Below are 23,045 nucleotides of genomic sequence, written 5' to 3' on the forward strand. Positions count from 1 at the left end.
CCTGCATCGGGAAGCAAACCTTCCAACGATGTAAGACGTCAGCGGATAGGGCCCGGTGGACCGTTTTCACTTGGACGCCCCGTGGTTGCTAGCATCCGGAGCGGATTCGGGCGCGTTACCACACCCACCGTAGTCTGTGGGGCAATGACTCCAGCCAGATCGTCGAGGATTGCAGCGTGAGTGAAGCTCGTAGGAAGGCCGCCCCGGCCCGCCGTCGGCAGAAGAGGCACTGGGCGGTCCGCATTCTCGGCTGGCTCGCCGCGCTCGTCTTCCTCGGCATCATCGGCGCGGTCGCGACCTTCTTCATCGTCTACCAGACGACAAAGATCCCCGACCCGAACAAAGAGTTCGCCACCAACACGACCACCGTGACGTGGGACAACGGCTCCCGCGCGCTGGGTACTTTCTACGACCAGAACCGGCATTCGGTGCCGCTGGCCCAGATTCCCAAGCAAGTACAAGACTCGGTCATAGCTGCTGAGGACCGGACATTCTGGACCAACCCGGGCATCTCGCCGTCCGGCATGCTCCGCGCGGCGGTGAACATCGCGCGCGGTGAGCAACTACAGGGCGGCTCGACGATCACCCAGCAGTACGTCAAGGTCATGTACCTGACCCAGGAGCGAACAGTCGGCCGGAAGATCAAGGAACTGTTCATCGCCACGAAACTCGGTCGGCAGCAGGACAAGAGCAAAACCCTCGAGGGTTACCTCAATACCGTTTATTTCGGTGAAGGTGCCTACGGCATCTCGGCAGCCGGCGATGCCTACTTCAGCCAGCCCGACCCGCGGAAGCTGTCGGTGCAGCAAGCTGCCTTACTCGCGACGGTGCTGAACAACCCGACTCTCTTCGACGTGAATGACACTGACCCGCGCACCAAGAAGAGGATCGTCGAGCGGTATCACTACGTTCTGGACGGAATGCGGCTGAACGGCACGATCACGGAAGCGCAGGAGGCGCGGTACGGGAAGTCGTTGCCTGATCTGACCCATCAGAAGAAGAAGGGCAACCGCTACAAAGGCGCGTCCGGCTTCCTGCTCGACATGGCCCGGAAGGAGCTCCTGCAGCGAGGCTTCGACGAGGACACCATCAGCGGTGGCGGCCTGAGGGTGACGACTACGTTCAACTACGACCAGCAGCAGCGGATCGTCGAGGCCGCCGAGAACGAGCTGCCCGACAAGCGCGACAACCTGCACGTCGGTATGGCGTCGGTGAAACCGGGCACTGGGGAACTGGTCGCGATGTACGGCGGGCCGGACTATCTGAAGAGTCAGTTGAACTGGGCAACAAGCAAGGCCAGACCGGGCTCCGGATTCAAGCCCTTTGCTTTGGCTGCCGCGCTGGAGGACGGGAAATCGATCTGGGACACGCTCCAGGGTGACAGTCCGATCGAGATCCAGGGTCTGAAGCTGAACAACGAGTTCAATCAGGACTACGGCGATGTGAGCCTGCTCAAAGCCACCGAGCAATCCATCAACACCGCCTTCTACGACCTGGTCGACAATCAGATGGACAACGGGCCGGACAAGCTCGTCAACGTCGCCGAAGCGGCGGGGATCCCGAAGACGAAGTACCTTGAGGCCGGCCGGCAGAACCCGTCGACCGTTCTCGGTCCGGATCCCTACGCGTCGGCAGTTGACATGGCGGAGGCCTATGCGACCTTCGCGGCCGACGGAAAGTACGCCCCGCTGCACACCATCAAAGAAGTGAAGGGGCCGGACGGCAAAGTGCTCTGGTCGGACAAGAGCCTCGAGAAGCAGCAGAAGCAGGCGATCCCGGTCGAGACCGCCAGGATGGTCAACTACGTGCTGCAGGACGTAGTGAAGAAGGGAACGGGTACCGGCGCGAAGGACCTGGATCGTCCGGTAGCAGGCAAGACTGGTACTGCGGGCGGAGTCGCCGTTGAGGACCGGGCGAAGAACAAGGCATGTGGCGGTTGTAAGGACGGTTCCGCGACGCTGACCTCCTGGTGGACCGGGTACACACCTGACCTGTCCACGTCTGTCGTGTATCGGGCCGGCAAGACCGGCGAAAGCAATCTGGACGACTACACCGACGAAAAGGCGTTCTTCGGCGGTACGTGGCCGTTGAAGACCTGGCTCGCGTTCATGACGAAGGCCCTCGACGGTACCCAGCCGGCAGACTTCGCGGAGCCTAGCGGCGATGCCGTCAGCGAGGGCAGCCCGACGCCCACCAGTACGCCGTCGAGCACCCCGCCGCCGAGCACGCCGATCAACACCCCGCCCCCGAGCACACCTCCGCCGAGCACGCCGCCGACCAACACACCGCCTCCGAACACCCCGACGAACACGCCGACGAAGACCAAACCGACTCGCACGACGACGCCGGTCATTCCGACCCTCCCAACCGGCGGTCCGACCAAACCAACCGACACTCCGAGAGCACCGGGTGGCGGACAGTGATTGTTGGTACGGTCACCTGGAAAGCGATTGCTGGTCGCAATCCTGGCCTTTGCGGAGGGGACTTCTCATCATGCGTCATCGGATCGGTGCTTTGATCGCAGCGGTGCTGTTGCCGCTCACTCTTCTGACCAACGCAACACCTGCCAACGCCACCGACAAAGAGTTCTATGCCTGCCAGGATGTGAGCTGCCCTGGCACGGGAGAAACCGGCGGAACCATAGTCTGGAACAATCGAACCGCCACACTTCGTGCGTGGCTTGACCATCCGACGAATGCCACCTGGTACACGACAGCCACCTACGAAGCCTTTGCAGGCACGACGAAGGTCGACACGGCGGCGGGAAGCGTGGGACCTAACGTGCATCTTATCGATTTTCCTCCCTTTGCTATCGGTGATCCGAACCGCGTCGGAGGCATCGACCGAATCCGCATAACGGTCTGCTCCCTGATTGATGGCTACAACGCGTGTGGGGACCAGTACAACTTCTGGAGATAGGGCGGCGCGTCGACCGGGGGACCGGCCGGAGCCCATGGGTGGCGTCGGCCGGTTCGATGTGGGAGACGATAGAGGCGTGACTCGGGCGGACTGTGGTGTGTGGTGGTGTGCGCGTGTTTGAGCGCACGGCCGCCGGTGACCCCAAGCCGGGGCGGGCTCGGCGGGCCCGGGTGGACGGCGTCGGCTGGCAGCGGTGGATGCCGACGGCCCAGGCCCGCGAGGTGCTGGGGTGGTGGCTGGTCAGCCGGATCGCTCTGTTCGTGCTGTCGGTCTCGGCGCCGCTGCTGTTCAACCGGGGCAACGACTATCCGAATGTCTGGCATGCCTGGCTGCAGTGGGACGTCTGGCACCTGAAGGCGGTCGCCGAGTTCGGCTACAACCACGGAGAGCCGTCCGGCGCCCCGCTGGCCGCGTTCTTCCCGGGCTTCCCGTTGCTGGTCCGGCTCGTCAGCTACACAGGCATCGGGTACGTCGGCGCGGGCCTCGTGGTCTCCGCGGTCGCCAGTGCGTTCGCGGGCGTATACCTGGCGCGGCTGGCGCAGTACGAGTTCCCGGAGCTGAAGGGCATCGGCCCCAACGCGGCGATGTTCTGGTACGGCGCTCCGGTCGGTGTCTTCCTCGCCGCGGGGTACACGGAGGCGCTGTTCTGTGCGTTCGCCTTCCCTGCGTGGCTGGCCGCGCGGCAGGGGCGTTGGGCCCGGGCGGCCGTCTTCGTCGCGTTGGCGTCGACGGTGCGCGTGTCCGGGATCTTCCTGATCTTCGCGCTGCTCGTCGAGTTCGTCACCTCGAAGAAGCGTGACTGGCTGTCGCTGCCCTGGTTGGCGTTGCCCGCCGTACCGGTGCTCGGGTTCATGGCGTACCTGAAGCAGATCCACGGCTCGTGGTTCGCCTGGCAGGAGGCGCAGGAGAAGGGCTGGGCGCGCGAGTTCACCTGGCCGTGGATCTCGCTCGAGCACACGTTCCAGGCCGCGAGCAGGGGCCATTTCTCGCCGGACCACAGCGACTGGACCTGGATGTTCCGCGCTGAGCTGGTCGCGCTGTTCGCCCTGCTCCTGCTCCTCGTCTGGCTGTTCTGGCGCCGGTCCTGGGGTGAGGCCGCCTGGGTCGCCGCGACCGTCGGCGCGTTCTGTACGTCGTTCTGGATCTACTCACTCACCCGGGCCACCCTGCTCATGTGGCCGCTGTGGATCGGCCTGGCCGTCCTGGCCCGGCGGAGGCCCTGGATCGGCCGGCTCTACCTGGCCGTGGCCATACCGTTGGCCGGCATCTGGGCGGCAGGCTTCTTCACCGGCCGCTGGTCCGGCTGAGTAGTTCTGCTCAGGCACTCCGCGCGCTGCGTCCTTAGCGTGATCCTATGGATGGCCGGACGATCGGCAGGGTCACGGTGCAGGCGGCCTTCGTCGGTGTGGTGGCAGGTGTCGCGTACGCGATGATGAGGCAGGTCGGCGCCCCACTCTGCGCTCCCACCGCGGTGAGCTGTGCGGCTGAGACCGGTGGCGCTCTGTTCGCCGTACAGCTGGGCGGGGTGGCGACCGCGCTGGCGCTCCCGGTGCTGGCGCTGCGGGCCGGGCTCGGATGGGCGTTCACGGTCCTCGCCACGGCCGGAGTCGTGGCCGTGAATCTGGTCTGGTTCCTGACGATGTCCGACATGTGGACTGTTTTGCGGTGAGGCAACCCTCGGGAGGGTTCGAGCGTCGTTAGAGATGAAGGGGTGGCAGTCCGGGCGGGGACCGCCACCCCTCATCACACTTCGTCACACCAGATCTCCGGCGGAACCTTTCAGGGGCAGGCTCCGTCGGGTAATCCACACCGAGGGCGACGGCACAGCCGCCGCCCTCGCGTCATGCCGTCAGCCCCAGTTGCGGTCGATGGACTGTGACGGTGTCGGGCTCGGCTTCGTTTCGGCGACGCGCTTGTCGCTCGGGTGCGTGCCGGTCTCGACGCCCTTCAGCGTCCCGAGGAGCTCGATCTCGGCGAGCGTGACGCCGTCAGCGCCCGCCGCCGGGGTCAGCACCAGGCGGTACTGCGTGTACGCCTTGGGAGACGCGATGCTGAAGGACCTCGTGTACGACGCCCACGCGAACGTCTCGCCACTGCGGCGATCCACCGTGGACCACGTCGTGCCGTCGTTCGACCCCTCCAGCGTCCACGCGGACGGCGCCGTACCGGTGGTGCCGCTGGTCAGCGTGTACATGCCGACCGGGCGGCCCTGCGGCAGGGCGACCGTGACGGTGGGCTGAGCGCCGGTCAGGGTGACCTGCGTCTTCGAGTCGTTGTCGATCAGCGCGGAGACATCAGCACCACCCGCACCGATCACCGCGCCGGTGTCGGAGGTCGAGTCGCGCCACGTCATCGGGTCCTCGCCGGGCTTGGTGATCGACGGCGGCGCGTCGTTCCGGCCGGTGCCCCACTTGGTCGGCTGGTCGGTCATCTCGAAGTCGATCTTGCCGCCGTTCGCGATCAGCTCGTGCGGCAAGGCGGTCGACGTCCACGGCTTGCCGTTGACGCGAACGCTCTTGACGTAGATGTTCTTCGACGAGTTCTGCGGTGCGCTGATCACCAGCTTCTTGCCGCCGGCCAGCCGGACCGTCGCCTTCGTGAACAGCGGCGAACCGATCGCGTACGTCGGTGAACCGACCTGCAGCGGGTAGAAGCCGAGCGAGCTGAACAGGTACCAGGACGACATCTCGCCGTTGTCCTCGTCACCCGGGTACCCCTGCCCGATCTCCGAGCCGGTGTACAACCGGGACAGCACCTCGCGCACCTTCTCCTGCGTCTTCCACGGCTGTCCCGCCACGTCGTACATGTAGGTGATGTGGTGCGACGGCTGGTTGCTGTGCCCGTACTGACCCATCCGGACGTCGCGGGCCTCGAGCATCTCGTGGATCGTGCCGCCGTACCCACCGGTGTGCAGTGCGTCCTCGGGAGTGCTGAAGAACTCGTCGAGCTTCTTCGCGAGCCCGTCGCGGCCGCCGTAGATCGCGGCTAGGCCGGCCCCGTCCTGCGGCGTCGAGAACGCCATGTTCCACGCGTTGGTCTCGGTGTAGTCGTGGCCCCAGTCCTGCGGGTCGAACGTGCTGGGCGAGTTGCCCCAGACGCCGTCCGGTCCCTTGCCCTGGAAGAAGCCGACGGTCGGGTCGAACAGCGTGACGTAGTTGCGGGCCCGGTTCAGGAAGTACTTGTAGTTGTCCAGGTACTCCTGCTTGCGCGGGTCGTTCTTCTTCGCCTGGTCGTACAGGGCCTTCGACATGTTCGCGATGCCGAAGTCGTTGATGTAGCCGTCCATCGACCAGCTGAAGCCTTCACCGGTGGTGTTGGCCGTGTAGCCGTTGAACGTGGACAGATCCATGCCCTTGCGACCCACGTTCTGGGACGGCGGTACGACGGACGCGTTCTTCACCGCCGCGTCGTACGCCGCCTGGACGTCGATCCCCTTGATGCCCTTGAGGTACGCGTCCGCGAAGGCGACGTCGGACGACGTACCGACCATCAGGTTCGCGTAGCCGGGGGACGACCAGCGGGAGATCCAGCCGCCGTCCTTGTACTGCTGGACGAACCCGTTCACGAGCGCGGCCGCGTCGTCCTGGGAGAACAGCGAGTACGCCGGCCACACCGTGCGATAGGTGTCCCAGAAGCCGTTGTTCACGTACGTCTGCCCCGCGACGATCTTCGACCCGGTCGTGGTCGGGGTGTCGGCGCCGACCTTCGGCGACGTCGGCGACGCGTAGGTGATCACCGGCTTCGACGCTGTGCCGGTGTTCTCGGAGCCGTTGTTCGGGTAGAGGAACAGCCGGTAGAGGTTCGAGTACAGCGTGGTCAGCTGGTCAGCTGTCGCGCCCTCGACCTCGATCGTGCTGAGCTTCTTGTCCCATTGCGCCTGCGCGGCGTCCTTGACCTTGTTGAACTTGGATCCGGCCGGAAGCTCGAGCTCGAGGTTCTTCCGTGCCTGCGCGGTGCCGATCAGCGAGGTCGCGATCCGCAGCTGCACCTGGGTGGTCTTGGCGCCGAACATGAAGTACCCGCCGACGTCCGGACCACCGCCGTTCGCAAGTTTGCCCGAGGCAATTACCTTCTGGTCCACGACGCCGTACACGAAGAGCCGTCCGGCGCCGGTCGACAGACCGCTCTTGATGTCGGTGAACCCGGTGACCACGCCGGTCGCCGGGTCGAGGGTCAGCCCGCCGCTGTTGTTGACGTTGTCGAAGATCAGCGACGCCTTGCCGGCCGGGAAGCTGAACCGCAGCATCGCCGCGTGGTCGGTCGGCGCGATCTCGGCCGCGTTGCCGTTGTCGAACGTGACGCCGTAGTAGTACGGCCTGGCGACCTCGTTGTCGTGACTGAACGACCAGGCCCGCGCCTTGCGGTCCGCGGTCGGGGTGTCGGCGGTCGACGGCATCACCTGGAAGGTCTGCCGGTCACCCATCCACGGGCTGGGCTCGTGGCTGATCGACAACGCCTGCATGGTCGGCTTGTTGTCCTCGTTGTTGCCCTTGGCATAGTCGTACAGCCAGGACGTCGAGCCGGCGTTCGTCACCGGCGTCCAGAAGTTGAAGCCGTGCGGTACGGCGGTCGCCGGGAAGTTGTTGCCGCGCGAGAAACCGCCGGTCGCGTTCGAGCCGCGGGTGGTCAGCGCGAGGTCCGACGGGTGCTTGGCCGCGGTCTTCTGCGCCGCGCGGTCGGGGTTGATCGCGGCGGCGATCCGGATGTCGTCCAGCCAGCCGCGGAAGTCGGCCGGGCCGGACGGCTTGTCGTACCCGACCAGGATCCGCTTGATCGTCTTACCGGCGGCGACCGCGCCGAGGTCGGCCTCGACGTTGTTCCACTGGTTCGTGTAGAGCGCCTTGGAGTCGCCCTGGCCACGCGGGCTGAGCGTGAACCCGTGGTGGTCCTTGGCTTTCAGATCGCTCAGGTACGTGCCGTCGTCGAACGCGAGGTCGAGCGCGGCGTACGTGCTCGGGTAGCTCAGGTCACCCTCGACGTGCTCGGGGAAGATCTTGTACGACAGGCGGGTGTCCTTGCCGACCTTGAGGTCCACGTCGGAGATCTTGTTCCACGTGTAGCCGCGGCCGCTGCTGTCCTGGTGTCCGGCGTACCGGAAGGACTTGACGCCGGTGAAGCCGACGCGAGCGCGGGCGTTGTACGCACTGGTCGGGCCGGAGTCCAGCTGCGACTCGGCGACCGGTCCGGGTGGCGGCAGCGGGGCGCCGTTCGAGAGGTACCAGTCGGCGAGCTGGACGATGTCCTCGCCGTGGTTGAGCGTGACGTCCAGCTTGAAGAACTTGTACGCCGTCTCGTTGGAGAAGCTGTACTCCTTGGTCTGGAACCTGTTCTCGAAGCTCTGACCGGTCTGCGTGTCCAGCGTGGTCCACGCGGTGCCGTCGTTCGAACCGGAGACGGTCCAGTTCTGCGGGTCGCGACCGTCGGCGTCGTTCGCCGAGGTCAGCGCGTACTTGCGGATCACGACCGGGGCCGAGGTCTCGTAGACCAGCCAGCCGGTGGGCTCGAACACCAGCCACTTGGTGAACTTGTCACCGTCTGCAGCGTTGGTGGCGATCTCCCCGCCACCGGTGTTCTCGCCGTTCGCGGTCACCTTGGTGACCTTGTCCATCTCACTGCCGCCGATCCCCGTCGGCGTCGGGCCGCGCACGCCCTCGGTGCGGGGCTTCCCGTCCGGGCCGGTCTCGACGGCATCGGTGTAGCCCGGCTGCGGCTGGCCCGGCTCGAAGGAGGTGAAGAAGGACGACCCGCTCACCACAGGCTGGTCAGCCACGGTGGCCGGAGGGACGGCATGAGCTGACGTCATGGAAGTAGACATTGTCACAATCAGTCCGAGAGACGCGACGAGCCCCAGTGGGCGGCGGAGATCCATCTACGCTCCTTGCACGGCCGGACCGGGGCCGACAGCTGTCCCCCCGGTGTGGATGCGCGGCCCCGATGACAAGGTTGTCAGCCCGCGCCCGGGGTGATCCTGCCCAGCTTCGTAACCCCCGGTCAATAGTTCGTAGCGCACTGTCCACGCATGATGGTGGATCGACACCCCGGCGGTAGGTTGAAGCCATGGACGATCGTGTGCTGGTCACCGGGGCGGCCGGATTCATCGGGCGGGCCGTGGTGGCCGCGTTGCGGGAGCGTGGAGTGCCCGTGACGGCGGTGGATCGGGAGCCGCCGCCCCCGTCGTGGGACGAGGGGGTGCACGTGGTGACCGGTGACCTGGCCGAGCAGGAGACCTGCGTAGCGGCGTTCGAGACCCGGCCGACCGCGGTCGTGCACCTGGCTGCGTTGACGTCGGTGTTGCGGTCGGTGGATGCGCCGATGCAGACCTTCGCGCAGAACGTCACCATCACGCAGGTGCTGCTCGAGCTGGCGCGCGGCAGCGGCGTCGACCGGTTCGTGCTCGCGTCCACGAACGCGGTCGTCGGTGACGTCGGTACGTCGACCATCACCGCGGACCTGCCGCTGCGGCCGCTGACGCCGTACGGCGCGACGAAGGCCGCGGGCGAGATGCTGCTCTCGGCGTACTCCGGCAGCTACGGGATGGCGACCGCGGCGCTGCGGTTCACGAACGTCTACGGGCCTGGGATGTCGCACAAGGACAGCTTCGTGCCGCGGATGATGCGCGCGGCACTGAACGGGACCGGCGTGAAGGTGTACGGCGACGGCGCACAGCGGCGGGATCTGGTGTTCATCGACGATGTGGTGAGCGGGATCCTGCTGGCGCTCGACAGCAAGTACGACGGCCGCGCGATCATCGGGTCCGGGCGGTCGGTGTCGGTGCTGGAGATGATCGAGACTGTGTGTGCGGTCACCGGGCGTCCGGTGCCGGCGGAACACATCGAAGCACCTGCCGGTGAGATGCCGGCAGTGGTTGTGGACATCGCCAACGACCTTGGCTACAAGCCGACGGTCACGCTGGAAGAGGGCCTGGAACGGACGTGGCAGTACTTCAAGAACCAGTGAAGGCGGTCATTCGGCGGCACTGGCTGTTGGTCGTCTTTCTGACGCTTGGTGTCGTACTGCGGGTGCTTGCGACCGTCGCCTATCGGCCGGCGATCGTCTACACGGACTCGGTGCAGTACCTCACCAACATGGGGAAGCTGAGCCCTGACCAGCTCAACCCCATCGGCTACGACTTCGTGCTCGGCCCACTGGTCTGGATCAGTGGGCTGACCTTCGTAGTGATCGTCCAGCACCTCGTCGGACTGCTCCTGGGCGTGGCGATCTACGCACTGGCTCGAAGACTCACCGTGTACCGCTGGCTGGCCGCAGTGGCCGCCGCGCCTCTCTTGCTCGACGCCTACCAAGTGCAGATCGAGCAGAACATCATGGCCGAGACCACGTTCGACGTGATCCTGGTGGCCATCCTCTGGCTGCTCCTGGGCCGCGTGCCCGGCTGGAAGCGTGCCGCGGTCGTCGGCGTACTGATCGGCGCCGCGTTCACGGTCCGCGCGATCGGCATGGTGCTGCTGATCGCAGTGGTGCTCTACCTCGTCGTGGTCGGCAACGCCTGGCGCAAACGCCGCATGGACGTCGTACGGCGTACTGCGGCGGCTGTAGCGGGATTCGCTGTCGTCTTCGCGGCGTACGTCGGCTACTACCACGGTGAGACCGGCCGCTGGGGTTTCACCGGCGCCGAGAACCAGATCCTGTACGGACGGACCGCCACGGTCGCCAACTGCGCCAAGCTGCCGCTCAACGACGGGACGCGGCTGTTCTGCCCGAAGGAACCGCTCGGGGCGCGCCTGGGCGTGGACAAGTACGCCCACAACCATTACGGCGACCCGAACTGGCCCGGCCCGCTTCCACCCGGTACGACGAAGCGCCAGCTCGCCACCGAGTTCGCGCACCTTGTGATCACCCACCAGCCGCTCGACGTCACATGGGCCGCGCTGAAGGACTTCGCGAAGGGTTTCGCGCCGACTCGAACCAGCTCGCCCAACGACGTACCGCTGAGCCGTTGGCAGTTCCAGCTCAGCTATCCGAACCTCAACGACCCGAACACCGCGAAAGCCGCGGTGAAATGGGGCGGGTCGGAGCCACACGTCGCCCATGTGCCTGCGGTCATCCTGCGCGCGTACCAACTCCACGGCGGTTACACGTCCGGCGCGCTGCTCGGTCTGTACGCCCTGATCGCTCTGGCCGCGGTAGCCGGGCTGGGACGGGCAAAGACGTCAGGTCTCCGCTCGGCCGCCCTGTTGCCGGTTGCGGCTGGTGTGATCCTCTTGCTCGGGTCAGCGGCCTTTGAGTTCTCATGGCGCTACCAACTGCCCGGTCTGGTGTTCTTCCCACTGGCTGGGGCCATCGGACTACGTGCGGTGCTGGGCAAGGACCAGGCTCGCCCTGCGATGGCGGACTACCCGGACACCGTGGATTCCCTTGCCGTAAAGGACTTCGGCACGAAGGAGTTCGCTCCGGTCGTCGTAGTCATCGCGGCGTACAACGAGGCCGGCGGGATCGGTCAGGTGCTGACGAACATGCCGAGGACCTGCGCGGGCCTGCCCGTCGACGTACTCGTGGTTGTGGACGGCTCGACCGACGACACTGCCGAGATCGCCCGTGAACACGGGGCTTTCGTTTGTGTTGCCCCGAGCAACCGTGGTCAGGGTGCCGCGCTCCGGCTCGGTTACAACCTCGCGGCCGCGGGCGGCGCGGAGTACGTCGTCACGACGGACGCGGACGGGCAGTACGACAACAGCGAGCTCGAAGTACTGCTCGAGCCGATCCTGACCGACCGGGCCGACTTCGTCACCGGTTCACGACGGCTCGGAGCGGAGGATGCGGACAGCCGGCTGCGCTGGGTCGGCGTACGGGTCTTCGCGGTGCTGGCGTCGATCCTGACCCGGCGCAAGCTGACCGACACGTCGTTCGGGTTCCGCGCGATGCGGTCCGGGCTGGCGACCGCGGTCACGCTGCGCGAGCCGCAGTACCAGTCGTCGGAGTTGCTGCTCGGTGCGCTGGCCATCGGCGCCCGCGTGGTCGAGCTGCCGATGACGATGCGCCGGCGCGGCGACGGAAGCAGCAAGAAGGGCCCAGGCCTGGTGTACGGCGCGAACTACGGGCGGGTGATGACGACTACGTGGTTACGGGAGTACGTGCTTCGGCGCTCTCGGCGGCGGGCGCAGGCTTGGCGAACACCAGCCGGTCGAACAGCACGAACTTCACGATGAACAGGATCGCGTACGTCGCGAGGTAGGAGCCCGAGACCAGGATCGTCTTCCAGGCGTGTGACTCGATCGGTTGGACCAGGTGGTCGGTCACCGAGGTGACCACCGCGGCGGTGACGGCCGAGCCGATCACGATGATTGTGTACGGCAACTTCTGTCCGCTGCGGCCCCAGGTGTAGCGGCGGTTCAGGACGTAGTTCGGGACGGCGCCGGCGAACCAGGCGACGACGGTCGCGACGATCGCCGCAGTACCGAACCAGTAACACAGAGCGAACGCCAACTGGCTGACCACGGTTGCGACCACGGAGGATGCCGAGTACCTCGCCCACAGCAACAATCGGCCGCGGGAGAGTCCGGTCTTGGTGATAGCGCGCATCGGGGCCTATTCTGCACCTCCGCAGTCCCCGAGGGCAGTCCGGCCGGAATTCTCAGCCGATTGCCAGCGATTTGATGACCCCCGTCACGTTACTGGAGCGGGTACTCGGGATAGGAAGGACTGTGACGACGTTCCCTGACGGAAGGCGGCCGAGCCGTGCGCGTACTCGTCCTGGGCGGTGACGGCTACCTGGGGTGGCCGACAGCACTGCACCTCTCCGACCGTGGCCACGACACGGCCGTGCTCGACAACATGGCCCGCCGCGGATACGACCGCGAGCTGGGCGTCCAGAGCCTGGTCCCGATCGAGGACCTCGAGACCCGGGCGGCAGCCTGGGAGGAGGTCTCCGGCAAGCGGATGCCGACGTACGTCGGTGATCTGCTCGACGCCGACTTCGTCTACCGGGTACTGAACGAGTTCGAGCCGGACGCGATCGTGCATTTCGCCGAGCAGCGCGCCGCGCCGTACTCGATGATCGACCGCGAACACGCTGTGTACACGCAGCACAACAACGTGGTCGGCACGCTCAACCTGATGTACGCGATCGCCGAGACCAACCCGGACATCCACCTGGTCAAGCTCGGCACGATGGGCGAGTACGGCACGCCGAACATCGACATCGAGGAAGGCTGGCTGGAGGTCGAGCACAACGGGCGCAAGGACCGGATGCTCTACCCGAAGAAGCCCGGCTCGTTCTACCACCTCAGCAAGGTGCACGACTCGCACAACCTCGAGTTCGGCTGCCGGATCTGGGGGATGCGCGTCACCGACCTCAACCAGGGCGTCGTGTACGGGCAGCAGACCGACCAGACCGTGCAGGACGCGCGGCTGGCGACCCGGTTCGACTACGACGCCGTGTTCGGCACCGTGCTCAACCGGTTCTGCATCCAGGCCGTGCTCGGTGAGCCGCTGACCGTCTACGGGTCGGGCGGGCAGACCCGCGGTTTCCTGGACATCCGCGACACCGTCGAGTGCATCCGGCTCGCGGTGGAGAACCCGGCCGACGCCGGCGAGTTCCGGGTCTTCAACCAGATGACCGAGAGCTACTCGGTGTCTCAGCTCGCGGACCTGGTCGCGGAGTGCTTCCCCGGCCCGGTCCAGGTCGAGCACCTCGACAACCCGCGCGTCGAGCAGGCCGAGCACTACTACAACGTGAAGCACACCGGCCTGGTCGGCCTGGGCCTGCAGCCGCATCTGCTCTCGGAGACCCTGATCGAGTCGATGTTCGACATCGTCTCCGCCAACAAGGACCGCGTCGACCCAGCAGCACTCCTCCCCACAGTCCGCTGGAAGGGCCACCTCAAGGAGCGCTGAGTTTCGACCTCACCAACTCGGTGAACCGTCGCGCCGCGGGCGTGGCGGCATGTCCGCTTGGCACCACCAGATCGACCCGGCGTTCCAGGCTGGTCCCTTGCAACGGGACCAGCCGGAGCGCCTCGGTCGATCGTGGGTGCAGCGTGAAATCCAGACCCTGCGGTACGAGCGCGATTCCGACACCGGCCGCGACGAGGTCGAGGACCATGCTCCATTCGTTCACCACGCAGGCGATGCGGCGGTGCAGGCCCGCCTCCGCGAACGCTCGATCGATCTCGGACCGGATCGCCCACGCGGGCGGAGCCTCGACGAACCGTTCGTCGGCCAACTGCACCAGACCGACCGCGGTCTCGCGCGCCAGCAGGTGATCGGCCGGGCAGGCCAGCACGATCGGCTCGGCGAGCAGCGGTACGACGTCGAGCCCGGCGGGATCGCCGTTGAGCAGCGCCACCAGCGCGCAGTCCAGGCCGCCGTCGGCCACCAGCCGGACCATCTCCGACGCGGCCAGTTGTTGTACGGAAATCTCCACCCGCGGATGTGCGAGTGCGAACTCCGCAAGCCAGTTCGCGAACGGAAGCGTGTGCCCGGTGGTCTGCAGTGCGCCGATCCGCAGCTGCCCGGCCAGTACGCCGTGCACCTCCTGGACCGTCTGCCGCGCGATGTCGGCTGCCTCCAACGTACGGCGAGCGGTCGGGACCAGAGCCTCACCCTCCGCCGTCAGCCGGATCGGCCTGGTCCCGCGGACGAACAGCAGCGCGCCGACGTCCTTCTCGAGTGCCCGGATCGAGGTGGACAGGCCCGACTGCACGATGTGCTCGCGGGCCGCAGCCGCGGTGAAGCTGCGCTCCTCGGCGAGCGCGACGAAGTGCCGGAGATGCCGCAGTTCCATGCCGGCAGTATCTCCCACAGAGATGGAATCCATCTGAAGTAGTCCCTGCAGAGCTGGTATCGCCCGCGGAGACGTACCCGTTGGGATCGAGTGGACCATTCCACGACGAGAGGCATTCGCCCGATGAGTACGACTACCGCCGTACGGACGACGAACCGGCACTTGACCGGATTCTGGTTCGTCGCCACCGCTTTCCTGACCCTGATGGCGTTCGGCACGGCGCCGACGCCGCTCTGGCCGATCTACCAGGTCACGGACCACTTCGGTGCGTTCACGGTGACTGTCGCCTTCGCGGTGATGGTGATCGGCGCGGCCTCGAGCTTCCGGCTGCTCGGCCACCTGTCCGACCGGTTCGGCCGGCGCCGGATCATCCTGCCGGCGCTGGCAACCGGGATCGCCTCGGCCGCGGTCCTCGCCGCGTGGCCGCAGCTGCCGGGCCTGCTGATCGGGCGGATCCTGACCGGTGTCGCGGTCGGGCTGATGGCGTCGACCGCGACGGCGTACCTCACCGATCTGTATCGCGAGGTCCGTCCGGACGCCGGGTCGGGTTTTCCGGCACTCGTTGCGACTGTTTCGAACCTCGGTGGACTGGCGATCGGGCCGTTGGTCGCGGGTGCGCTGGCGCAATGGGCGCCGGCTCCGGTGCGCACGTCGTACGTCATCTTCGGTGGGTTGATGGTGGTCCTGCTGCTGTTGGTGCTGTCGTCGCCGGAGACGGTCGACACCGCATTGGCGGAGCAGGATCGGCCCGTGCGCTTCGCCGTACGGGAGGGTCAGCGGGGTGCGTTCTGGTCGGCGGCGACACTGGGATTCTTCGCGTTCGCGGTGATGGGACTGTTCTCGTCGCTCGGGGCGATCATCGTGCGCGGGCAGTTGGGCATCACCTCGTACTTCGTTGCCGGGCTGGCGTCGTTCGTGTGTTTCGCGGCGTCCGCGGTCACGCAGTTGGCCCTGCGCCGGGCCGCGAACTCCACGGTGTTGCTCATCGGCACGGTGATGTTCCCGGTCGGCCTGGCCTTGACCGCGCTCTCCCTGTACCGACCGGCGCTGTGGCTGGTCCTCGTCGCGGCCGGGCTCGCAGGCGGCGGCGCCGGCCTGCTCTTCAAGAGCGCGGTCGTCACCGCGGTCGTCGCCGCCGAACCGGCCTCGCGAGCGGGCGTGCTCGCGACGTACTTCGTGATCGCGTACGTCGGCATGGGCCTGCCGTCGATCGCGTTCAGCCTGGTCATCCGCCAGTTCGCTCTGCGCCCGTCGATGATCGGCTTCGCCGCGATCCTGTCGATCGGCGCTGTGATCGCCGCGAGTCAGTCGGTCAAGAAGAAGGCGACCTAGCGGCGGGCGCCGACGAGGATTGTCGGGATCGCGGCGAGGAAGTGGCCGCGGCGGGCTCTGGCGGCTTGTTCGGCCAGCCAGGTGTCGGCGTCTTCCTTGGTGATCAGGGCTTCGTCGACGGCGGCGGCGGCTGCCGCTCTCAGCTGCGGGGCCAGCTGTTGGTGGTCGGTGATGACCTCGGTGTGTACGACGACCTCGACGTCGGAGAACTTGGCGTCGAGGAGCACCTCGCGGAGGGTTCGGGTCGCGCGCGGCGACACGGTGTGCGACTCGAGGCCGAGGCGGATGACGTCGGTGAGGTCCTGGTCGGAGCTCGTGATCATCACGAAGCCGTAGTCCTGCCCACCGACCACGATCCGCCCGCCGGGACGCAGTACGCGATGCGCCTCGGCGATGGTCGGAGCGGGGTCCACCAGCAGGTGGAACAGGCGCATCGCGCGGTACCCGTCCATCGACCCGTCCGCGAGCGGCAGGTCATCGGAATGTGCCACGTGAAACATTGCCCCGGGCACCCGCTCCCGCGCGGCCTCGATCGCGTCCGGATCGGCGTCGATCCCGGTGACCTTCAGGCCCTTGCGAGCCAGCTCAGCGACCGCATGCCCCGCACCGCAAGCCACATCGACACAGGTCGCGCCACGCTTCAGCCCCAGCAGCCGGTACGACGCCGCACGCAGCTCGGCCGCATCCGGCCGTTCCTCGATCTGCTCCAGAAAGCTCATGAACTCACGCTGCAACTTCAGGTGCACCTGAAGTCAACTGTGTCAGTCCAGCGCCAGTCCAGTGCTAGTCCATCGACACCTTGTCGAACGTCGTGGTCGTGTACCGGACGTCGAGATCGACCTCGTCGCCGACCGCCGGCGGCGCCACCGACGACGGCAGGAACAGCATGCTGGCCTGCATGTGCGGCGGCTCGGCGAACCAGCGCTGCTTGCCTTCGATGCTGAACGGCGACAACGCCATCCCGGCCGCGTCCAGGCTGCCCTTTGCCATCGCGATCGCCCGCTGCCGGACGCTCGCCGCCGCGGTCGGCGCCTCCAGGCCGACGCCATGCGCCGTACCGCCGGAGACGATCAGGATGTGACCGTCCCCGCTGACCCGGCGCTGCCGGTAACCGACGCGCTCACCCCGACGTACCGAATGGACGTCGAGAACCGTCGCCCGGACCGTCAGCGCACCGCGGTCGCCGAGCCATAGCCCGGTGCCCATCCGGAGCTTCACGTCGGGACCGATATCGGCCAGCTTCTGCGCCGGCACATGCGACACCCACAGCGTGCTCTTGCGGACGTCGAGAGCCGCCTTCGCCAGCTGCTGAGCCTCGCGCAGGTTGGCCGACGTACCGCCGGCGCCCATCGGGAAGTGCAGCGACCAGCCCTCGAAGCGGATCCGATCGAGTGCGTTCAGCAGCATGGTGTGCCGCAGCTCGCGGGCCCCGATGCCGTGGCGGCGCATCGAGGTCATCACCTCGATCAGCACCCGGCTGCCGGCCGGGATCGAGACGAGATCGGCCAGCCGGCTGACCGTGTGGATCACGTTCTTGCTCTGCGGCACCTCGAGGAACGGCCGCCACGGCGACAGTACGACGACGTCCTCGCGCGGGTCCGACGGGACCTCGAAGTACGTCCCGACCGCGACCGTCCGCGCGCCGAGTGCGCGGGCCTCGGCCAGCAGCCGGTGGTTCCCGAACCCGTAGCCGTTGCCCTTGGCGACCGGAACGATGTCGGGGTTCCACGTGGAACGCAGGTGATCACGCCATCGATCGGAATCGACGTGCAGGACTAGGGGCATGGTGTCAACGCCGTCTCATGTAGAGGTCGAATGCGGTGTAGAGCGCCTTGTTCAACGGCAGATCCCACTCACCGACGTACTCGACGGCCTCGCCGCCGGTCCCGGTCTTGAACTGGATCAACCCGACGTGCGGGTCGTTCGGGTCCAAGGTGTCGGTGATGCCCCGTAGGTCGTACACGGACGCGCCCGCCGCGAGCGCGTCCGCCATCATGCGCCACTGGACCGCGTTCGATCCGCGCACGTCTCGCTTGGCGGCCGAGCTGGCACCGTAGGAGTACCAGGAATGACCGCCGACCCGGACCCAGATCGTCGATGCGACCAGGTCGCCCTCGTGATGGGCGTTGTAGATCCGGAAGTCACAGCAGCCCGACGGCTGGTTCGCCATCGCGGCGTACATCTTCTCGAAGTACGGCAGCGGCCGCGGCGTGAAATGGTCGCGGTGCGCGGTCTCGACGTACAGCCCGTGGAAGGCCTTGATGTCCTCGGGTCCGCCCTGCGTCACCTCGACGCCGAGCTTGTCCGCCTTCTTGATGTTGCGCCGCCACAGCTGGTTCATGCCCTTGAGCAGGTCGTCCTCACTGCGACCGGCCAGCGGCACCTGGAAGACGTACTGCGGTTGGCCGGCCGCGAAACCCTCCGCGACCCGCGGCGCCTTCCAGCCCAGCTTGCGCAGCTGCTCGGTGACGATCGCGCCGGACGGCTCGATCACGTCCGGGCGGACATCGCCGAGCTTCGGCTGCTGACCGCCGGCGATGGCGTCCTTGATCGTCTTCGCGGTCCAGCGCCGGGTCGCGATCGGCGGACCCATCCGGATGCCGAACGCGCCGCGCTCCTGCAGGTGCGCGGCCAGCGGACGCAGGTAGACGCCCAGGTCGATCGCGTCCCAGTTGATCACCGGGCCTTCCGGCAGATAGGCGAGGTACCGCTTCACCTTCGGCATCTGCCGGTAGAGCACGAGTCCTACGCCGACGAGCTCCGCCGGGTTCGCCGCGTCGTACCAGCCGAGTGACTCCGCCTTCCACTCACTCTTCACCGCCGCCCAGCCAGGGGTCTGCAGGAAGCTCGCCGCCGGCTGCGCCGCGATGTACGCGGCATGCTCGTCGGCCGAGATGGTCCGAATGCTGAAGTCACTCACGGGGGGTCAGAGTACCGGCCCAGGTGCTGCAACCATAGCGGCCCTCGCTGAGCCGGTTTCTGATCAAACCTGGGCGAGCAGCTTCTCGGACAGGTCCCACAAGCGAGTGGCCGACTCCGGATCCAGCGCGTACGCCGCGACGCCGGTGTTCTCGCCCTCGACGTTCGGCAGCGCCTCGTTGTTGTCCTCGAAGTACCTGCCTGTCACGCCTTCCACGAGCGGTGACGCGGCCAGTAGTACTGACGTCGCGGCCCCTTGCTCCACAGTCTTCCAGCGGTACTGGTCCCACTGCCTCAGCGTGTCCTCGGGGATGTGTCGCTGGAGCGCTGTCCGGATCCCGCCGGGCATCAGCGCGTTGGTGACGATGCCGGCGGCGGCCCAGCGCTTGGCTGCCTCGACCGCGAACAGGATGTTGGCGGTCTTCGACTGCCCGTACGCCGCCCACGGCTCGTACGGCCGGTGCTCGAAGTGGAGGTCGTCCAGCTGTACGTCGGAGCGCAGGTGCGCGCTCGAGCTGACCGAGACGACGCGGGCGTCACCGGCCGCGGCGAGTGCGTCGTACAGACCGAGGGCGAGGCCGAAGTGGCCGAGGTGGTTGGTGGCGAACTGGTGCTCCCAGCCCTGCGGCGTGCGGTTCAACGGCTCGGCCATCACGCCGGCGTTGTTGACCAGGATGTGCAACGAACCGGTCCAGCTGTCGGCGAAGGCGCGCACCGACGCGGGGTCGGCGAGCTCGATCGGAGCGACGAACACGTGGTTGTTGCCGGTGCTCTCGATGATCTGCGCGGCGACGCGTTCGCCGGCCGCGGTGTTGCGAACGGCCAGCGTCACCTCGGCGCCCGCTCCGGCGAGCGCGCGGACGGTTTCGACGCCGATTCCTGACGCGCCGCCGGTGACGACCGCGCGGCGGCCGCTCAGGTCGACGCCGGAGATCACCTCGGCCGCTGTCGAGGCATATCCGAAGGGAGTGGTGAATCTGCTCATCAGTGACAGTCCTGTTCTGCGAGCTAGGCTTAACCGGAGGAGCCTCCGGTAACTCCAGTTAAGCGGAGGCACCTCCGGTTATCAAGTTCCGCTAGGTTTGACGCCCGAGGGGAGGGGACATGAGTGCTACCGGAGAGCGTCCGCTGCGCGCGGACGCCCAGCGCAATCGCGGTCAGATCCTCGACGCCGCTGCGCGTTCGTTCTCGAAGTGCGGGCTGGAGGCGACGCTCGAGGGCATCGCGAAGGACGCCGGCGTCGGCATCGGCACCCTGTACCGGCACTTCCCGACGCGGGAGGCGTTGATCGAGGCGGCATACCGCAGTGAGCTCGCGGCGGTCTGCGATGCCGCGGCGGAGCTGCTCGCGAAGCTCCCGCCGGCCGAGGCGCTGCGGGCATGGATGGATCGCTTCATCGACTACATGGCCCGCAAGCTGGGGATGGCCGACGCACTGCGGGCGGTAATTGCCTCCGGAGCGGACCCGTACGCGCACAGCCGCGACCTGCTCGTCGGCGCGATCACGCCGATTCTCGAGGCTGGTGCAGCCGCCGGTGATCTGCGCTCCGATATCACCGCCGACGACGTACTGATCAGCCTCACCGGAGTCGGACTGGCAGCCTCCGACCGTCGCGAGCAGGCCGACCGCCTCCTCAATCTGCTCATCGACGGCATGCGGTACGGCGTGTGACGCGCAAGGTCGCGCTGGTCACCGGGTCTACGTCCGGCATCGGAGCGGCGACGGCCCGGCGATTGGCTGCGGACGGGATGACCGTCGCGGTGCACTCGCGCTCCAGCTACGAGGCCGGTAAGGCGCTCGCTGCCGAGCTGGGCGGTTCGTACCACCAGGCCGATCTGTCCGACGACACGGCGGCGCAGGCGTTGGTGCCGGATGTGCTGAGCGAGCACGGACGTCTCGACGTACTCGTGAACAACGCCGGCATCAGTTGGCCCGTCCCGCACGCCTCCCTCGACGGCCTGACCGCGGACGATTGGCGACGACTGCTCGACGTGAACCTGATCGCGCCCTGGTTGTTGTGTACGGCGGCCCTCCCGGCGCTGCGTGAATCCGGCGGATCCATCGTCAACGTGACGAGCCACGCCGGCGTACGTCCGAAGGGCAGCTCGATCGCGTACGCCGCCTCGAAGGCCGCGCTGAACCACGTGACGAAGTTGCTCGCGGCCGCTCTCGGACCTGAGGTCCGGGTCAACGCGGTCGCACCCGGCCTCGTCGACACACCGCTCACAGAGTCGTGGACAGACGCGCAAAACCTGTGGAAAACCGCCAGCCCGATGCGCCGCGCCGCTCAGCCGGCCGACGTCGCGGACCTGATCTCCGCAGTTATCCACAACAGCTACCTGACCGGTGAAGTGATCATGCTCGACGGTGGCCTCAACCTCCGCTGATTCTGTCGGTGCCTACTTCTACGATCGCGGGATGTCTTTGGGTCGGGACTTCCGTCGGTTGTGGGTTGCGTTCACGGTCAGCGCGTTCGGATCGGCGGTCGGGCTCGGCGCGTTGCCGTTGGTCGCGGTGCTCGTCCTGGACTCGAGCACGTTCCAGGTCTCGCTGCTTGCTGCGTTGTCAGCCCTGGCCGGCGCCGCGATCGCCTTGCCGATGGGCGATTTCATCGAGCAGCGGCGGAAGCGGCCGGTGATGATCGCGGCGGACCTCGCGCGGTTCGTCGCCCTTGTCTCGGTGCCGGTCGCCGCGGCGTTCGGCGTACTGACGTTTGCGCAGCTGTGTGTGGCGGGCGTGCTGCAGGCGGCCGGGACGATCGCGTTCCAGGCGGCAAGCGGTGCGCATCTGAAGGCGCTGGTCCCGGCGGCCGGCCGCGCCGAGGCGAACAGCCGGTTCGAGCAGACGAACTGGCTTTCGCTGAGTATCGGCCCGGTGATCGGCGGCGGCCTCGTCAGCCTGGTCGGCGCGACCATCACGCTGGCGGTTGATGCGGTGTCGTTCCTCGGGTCGGCGATCGGGATCCGCCGGATCCAGCAACCCGAGCCGGAGCCGGTCAAGCGCGAGGGCAAGGCGGACATCACCGCGGGCTGGCGGTACATCCTGCGGCACCGCGGACTGCGGGCGTTGTTCTGGAACTCACAGCTCTTCGGCGGGCCGGTGATGATGACGTCGCCGTTGCTGGCCGTCTTCATGCTGCGGGATCTCGGGCTGGCGGCGTGGAGCTACGGCGTGTTCCTCGGCATCTCCTGCATCGGCGGCGTGATCGGCGCGCGGATGGCGCCGCGACTCACCCGGCGGTACGGACTGCACTGGATGCTGCTGGTGTTCGGCGTACTGCGGGCGCCCTGGCTTCTACTGTTCCCGTTGGCGCCGCACGGGATGGGCGGGTTCGTGCTGCTCACGGTGGCGGAGATCGGCCTGCTCGTCGGCGCGGGGGCGTTCAATCCGTCCTTCGCGACGTACCGGATGGAGCAGACCGAGGACGGATACATGTCGCGCGTGGTAGGGGCGTGGTCGATCAGCTCGCGGTGCGTGCAGCCCGCGTTCATCGCGCTGGGTGGATTGCTCGCGACGCTCATCGGCATTCGGGGCGCGCTGTGGGTTGCGGGAATCAGTTGCACGCTGAGCGCCGTACTGCTGCCCTGGCGGGTCGCTAAACCAGCTGTCTTGCCTGAGCCAGCCTGACGATCGGGCCCATCACGCCACCTGGTTGGCCGTCGAGGTAGTCGGCCGCCTCGTCCGGCGGCAGCACCAGCACCTCGGTGACCTGCTCGCCGTCGTCGGGGTTGGTCGGCTCCTGCTCGATGACGACGTCGGCGACGAAGTTCGCCCAGTACGAGACCGGGTGCGGCAGGTGCGGACGGTACGGCTCAGGCCGGCGGTGGTCGGCGCGGTGGGCGCCGAGCCAGGTCAGCGGCCCGGTCAGCCGGGCGCCGGCCTCCTCGATCAGTTCGCGGCGGACGAGTTCCTCGATCGTCTCGCCGGGCTCGCGGGTGCCGCCGGGCAGGAAACGCCAGCCAATATCGTTGCCGCAGACAACGATTCCGCCGGTGGTCCGGCAGACGACGTGGACGTTGCTGATCAGTTCGTCCGGCGGTTTCTCGACGGTGAACCGGACATCGAGGTCGCCCCACTCCCAGTAACCGGGTGCGAACAGCTCGGGGAACTGCTCTGGCCAGGCCTGCATAGCCTC

General features: G+C 67.2%; 19 protein-coding genes. 11 read left to right on the top strand and 8 right to left on the bottom strand.

Going from position 1 to position 23,045, the window contains the following annotated elements; all coding sequences use genetic code 11:
• Positions 1-176 precede the first annotated feature (176 nt).
• The 4 genes from AB0J62_RS36640 (at position 177) to AB0J62_RS36655 (ending at position 4,588) form a co-directional block, all read left to right on the top strand.
• On the top strand, positions 177-2,423 hold the full coding sequence (locus AB0J62_RS36640) for a transglycosylase domain-containing protein (protein ID WP_363881459.1): 2,247 nt from the start codon (positions 177-179) through the stop codon (positions 2,421-2,423).
• 70 nt (positions 2,424-2,493) lie between these two features.
• The gene (locus AB0J62_RS36645) at positions 2,494-2,919 is read left to right on the top strand and encodes a hypothetical protein (RefSeq protein ID WP_363881461.1); all 426 of its coding nucleotides are present in this window, start codon (positions 2,494-2,496) and stop codon (positions 2,917-2,919) included.
• A gap of 113 nt (positions 2,920-3,032) precedes the next feature.
• Entirely contained in the window at positions 3,033-4,226 is a 1,194-nt protein-coding gene (locus tag AB0J62_RS36650; RefSeq protein WP_363881463.1) for a mannosyltransferase family protein, read from the top strand.
• Positions 4,227-4,273: 47 nt separating this feature from the next.
• Positions 4,274-4,588: a hypothetical protein gene (locus AB0J62_RS36655; RefSeq protein ID WP_363881465.1), complete on the top strand. Its 315-nt coding sequence runs from the start codon at positions 4,274-4,276 to the stop codon at positions 4,586-4,588.
• A 180-nt stretch (positions 4,589-4,768) separates the two neighbouring features.
• Here AB0J62_RS36655 and AB0J62_RS36660 read toward each other — a convergent pair whose 3' ends face one another.
• Positions 4,769-8,722, bottom strand: a complete 3,954-nt coding sequence (locus AB0J62_RS36660; protein ID WP_363881467.1) for a GH92 family glycosyl hydrolase — start codon at positions 8,720-8,722, stop codon at positions 4,769-4,771.
• 254 nt (positions 8,723-8,976) lie between these two features.
• On the opposite strand from AB0J62_RS36660, the gene AB0J62_RS36665 reads away from it, so the two are divergent.
• Both AB0J62_RS36665 and AB0J62_RS36670 read left to right on the top strand, forming a co-directional pair.
• Positions 8,977-9,876 (top strand): NAD-dependent epimerase/dehydratase family protein, encoded by a 900-nt coding sequence (locus AB0J62_RS36665; protein ID WP_363881469.1) that lies wholly within the window; start codon positions 8,977-8,979, stop codon positions 9,874-9,876.
• Entirely contained in the window at positions 9,852-12,083 is a 2,232-nt protein-coding gene (locus tag AB0J62_RS36670) for a glycosyltransferase family 2 protein (RefSeq protein WP_363881471.1), read from the top strand. The genes AB0J62_RS36665 and AB0J62_RS36670 overlap by 25 nt, the downstream gene beginning before the upstream one ends.
• On the opposite strand, the gene AB0J62_RS36675 is transcribed toward AB0J62_RS36670, so the two are convergent.
• Positions 11,989-12,456, bottom strand: coding sequence for a GtrA family protein (locus tag AB0J62_RS36675; RefSeq protein WP_363881472.1), 468 nt, complete (start codon positions 12,454-12,456; stop codon positions 11,989-11,991). The two genes, AB0J62_RS36670 and AB0J62_RS36675, sit on opposite strands and share 95 nt — an antisense overlap.
• A gap of 156 nt (positions 12,457-12,612) precedes the next feature.
• Here AB0J62_RS36675 and AB0J62_RS36680 point away from each other — a divergent pair, with 156 nt between their 5' ends.
• Positions 12,613-13,770: an NAD-dependent epimerase/dehydratase family protein gene (locus AB0J62_RS36680; RefSeq protein WP_363881474.1), complete on the top strand. Its 1,158-nt coding sequence runs from the start codon at positions 12,613-12,615 to the stop codon at positions 13,768-13,770.
• On the opposite strand, the gene AB0J62_RS36685 is transcribed toward AB0J62_RS36680, so the two are convergent.
• Entirely contained in the window at positions 13,757-14,659 is a 903-nt protein-coding gene (locus AB0J62_RS36685; RefSeq protein WP_363881476.1) for a LysR family transcriptional regulator, read from the bottom strand. The two genes, AB0J62_RS36680 and AB0J62_RS36685, sit on opposite strands and share 14 nt — an antisense overlap.
• Before the next feature lie 123 nt (positions 14,660-14,782).
• Between AB0J62_RS36685 and AB0J62_RS36690 the strand changes: the two genes are divergently transcribed.
• Positions 14,783-15,991 carry an MFS transporter gene (locus AB0J62_RS36690; RefSeq protein ID WP_363881478.1) on the top strand — a complete coding sequence of 403 codons (1,209 nt, stop codon included), beginning with the start codon at positions 14,783-14,785 and terminating at the stop codon, positions 15,989-15,991.
• Here the strand turns inward: AB0J62_RS36690 and AB0J62_RS36695 are convergent.
• From AB0J62_RS36695 to AB0J62_RS36710, 4 genes are all read right to left on the bottom strand, one after another.
• A complete protein-coding gene (locus tag AB0J62_RS36695) occupies positions 15,988-16,710 on the bottom strand; it encodes a methyltransferase domain-containing protein (protein WP_363881480.1) in 723 nt (240 codons plus the stop codon). The two genes, AB0J62_RS36690 and AB0J62_RS36695, sit on opposite strands and share 4 nt — an antisense overlap.
• Positions 16,711-16,774: 64 nt before the next feature.
• A complete protein-coding gene (locus tag AB0J62_RS36700; RefSeq protein WP_363881482.1) occupies positions 16,775-17,776 on the bottom strand; it encodes an alanine racemase in 1,002 nt (333 codons plus the stop codon).
• Between the two features lie 4 nt (positions 17,777-17,780).
• The gene (locus AB0J62_RS36705) at positions 17,781-18,911 is read right to left on the bottom strand and encodes a peptidoglycan bridge formation glycyltransferase FemA/FemB family protein (RefSeq protein WP_363881484.1); all 1,131 of its coding nucleotides are present in this window, start codon (positions 18,909-18,911) and stop codon (positions 17,781-17,783) included.
• A gap of 63 nt (positions 18,912-18,974) precedes the next feature.
• Complete coding sequence (locus AB0J62_RS36710; protein WP_363881486.1) at positions 18,975-19,895, bottom strand: SDR family NAD(P)-dependent oxidoreductase; 921 nt, start codon at positions 19,893-19,895, stop codon at positions 18,975-18,977.
• Between the two features lie 119 nt (positions 19,896-20,014).
• On the opposite strand from AB0J62_RS36710, the gene AB0J62_RS36715 reads away from it, so the two are divergent.
• The 3 genes from AB0J62_RS36715 to AB0J62_RS36725 are packed head-to-tail and all read left to right on the top strand — an operon-like array spanning position 20,015 to position 22,537.
• The gene (locus AB0J62_RS36715) at positions 20,015-20,581 is read left to right on the top strand and encodes a TetR family transcriptional regulator (RefSeq protein ID WP_363881488.1); all 567 of its coding nucleotides are present in this window, start codon (positions 20,015-20,017) and stop codon (positions 20,579-20,581) included.
• The gene (locus AB0J62_RS36720; protein WP_363881490.1) at positions 20,578-21,297 is read left to right on the top strand and encodes an SDR family oxidoreductase; all 720 of its coding nucleotides are present in this window, start codon (positions 20,578-20,580) and stop codon (positions 21,295-21,297) included. Before AB0J62_RS36715 ends, AB0J62_RS36720 begins: the two co-directional genes overlap by 4 nt.
• A gap of 31 nt (positions 21,298-21,328) precedes the next feature.
• Complete coding sequence (locus AB0J62_RS36725) at positions 21,329-22,537, top strand: MFS transporter (RefSeq protein ID WP_363881492.1); 1,209 nt, start codon at positions 21,329-21,331, stop codon at positions 22,535-22,537.
• Here AB0J62_RS36725 and AB0J62_RS36730 read toward each other — a convergent pair.
• Positions 22,506-23,039, bottom strand: a complete 534-nt coding sequence (locus AB0J62_RS36730; protein WP_363881494.1) for an NUDIX domain-containing protein — start codon at positions 23,037-23,039, stop codon at positions 22,506-22,508. The genes AB0J62_RS36725 and AB0J62_RS36730 overlap by 32 nt on opposite strands.
• Positions 23,040-23,045 lie beyond the last annotated feature (6 nt).

The sequence above is a fragment of the Kribbella sp. NPDC049584 genome (assembly GCF_040675555.1).
GTDB lineage: Bacteria > Actinomycetota > Actinomycetes > Propionibacteriales > Kribbellaceae > Kribbella.

Coding starts and splice junctions, on each gene's coding strand:
- AB0J62_RS36645 (WP_363881461.1), top strand. CDS start 2,494: ATGCGTCATCGGATCGGTGCTTTGATCGCAGCGGTGCTGTTGCCGCTC.
- AB0J62_RS36655 (WP_363881465.1), top strand. CDS start 4,274: ATGGATGGCCGGACGATCGGCAGGGTCACGGTGCAGGCGGCCTTCGTC.
- AB0J62_RS36660 (WP_363881467.1), bottom strand. CDS start 8,722: ATGACGTCAGCTCATGCCGTCCCTCCGGCCACCGTGGCTGACCAGCCT.
- AB0J62_RS36665 (WP_363881469.1), top strand. CDS start 8,977: ATGGACGATCGTGTGCTGGTCACCGGGGCGGCCGGATTCATCGGGCGG.
- AB0J62_RS36675 (WP_363881472.1), bottom strand. CDS start 12,456: ATGCGCGCTATCACCAAGACCGGACTCTCCCGCGGCCGATTGTTGCTG.
- AB0J62_RS36685 (WP_363881476.1), bottom strand. CDS start 14,659: ATGGAACTGCGGCATCTCCGGCACTTCGTCGCGCTCGCCGAGGAGCGC.
- AB0J62_RS36690 (WP_363881478.1), top strand. CDS start 14,783: ATGAGTACGACTACCGCCGTACGGACGACGAACCGGCACTTGACCGGA.
- AB0J62_RS36695 (WP_363881480.1), bottom strand. CDS start 16,710: ATGAGCTTTCTGGAGCAGATCGAGGAACGGCCGGATGCGGCCGAGCTG.
- AB0J62_RS36700 (WP_363881482.1), bottom strand. CDS start 17,776: ATGCCCCTAGTCCTGCACGTCGATTCCGATCGATGGCGTGATCACCTG.
- AB0J62_RS36710 (WP_363881486.1), bottom strand. CDS start 19,895: ATGAGCAGATTCACCACTCCCTTCGGATATGCCTCGACAGCGGCCGAG.
- AB0J62_RS36715 (WP_363881488.1), top strand. CDS start 20,015: ATGAGTGCTACCGGAGAGCGTCCGCTGCGCGCGGACGCCCAGCGCAAT.
- AB0J62_RS36725 (WP_363881492.1), top strand. CDS start 21,329: ATGTCTTTGGGTCGGGACTTCCGTCGGTTGTGGGTTGCGTTCACGGTC.
- AB0J62_RS36730 (WP_363881494.1), bottom strand. CDS start 23,039: ATGCAGGCCTGGCCAGAGCAGTTCCCCGAGCTGTTCGCACCCGGTTAC.